The organism is Streptomyces sp. SID13726 (genome assembly GCF_010548375.1).
In the GTDB taxonomy this organism is placed as follows: domain Bacteria; phylum Actinomycetota; class Actinomycetes; order Streptomycetales; family Streptomycetaceae; genus Streptomyces.
The window spans coordinates 1-552 of record NZ_JAAGLY010000225.1; the positions used below are offsets into that span (position 1 = coordinate 1).

A 552-nucleotide genomic window follows, 5' to 3' on the forward strand; every position below is an offset into this window, starting at 1 on the left:
AGCCGGATGTCGTAATGATTTGATCATTGCGTCATCCCAACGCATCGCACAGATCTAGCGGTCGTCACGTTCGTGACATACGCTCGGCGGATGGCCGACGCACCGCTGCCCACGCCGAACGAGCGCGCGCTCGAGTCCGACATCGTCACGGACCTGCGCGAGCAGCTGACGTACGGGTCGTACCTGCACCTCGACACGCTGCTCGCCGCGCAGGAGCCCGTGAGCGACCCCGAGCACCACGACGAGATGCTGTTCATCGTCCAGCACCAGACGACCGAGCTCTGGCTCAAGCTCGTGCTGCACGAGCTGCTCTCCGCGCGCGACCTCCTCGCCGCCGACGAGCTCGGCGCCGCGCTCAAGCGCATCGCGCGCGTCAAGCACGTGCAGCGCACGCTCACCGAGCAGTGGTCCGTGCTCGCGACGCTCACCCCCAGCGAGTACGCGCAGTTCCGCGGGTTCCTCGGCCACGCGTCGGGCTTCCAGTCCTGGCAGTACCGCGCGGTCGAGTTCCTGCTCGGCAACCAGAACGCGCTCATGCTCGCGGTGTTCGAC

The 552-nt window shown here is 67.2% G+C and carries 1 protein-coding gene; it reads left to right on the top strand.

The genetic code is table 11. From position 1 onward, the window contains the following. Positions 1 to 90: 90 nt before the first annotated feature. Positions 91 to 552: tryptophan 2,3-dioxygenase family protein (locus G3I78_RS47300; protein ID WP_239158469.1), on the top strand; the 462-nt coding region annotated here is incomplete at its 3' end.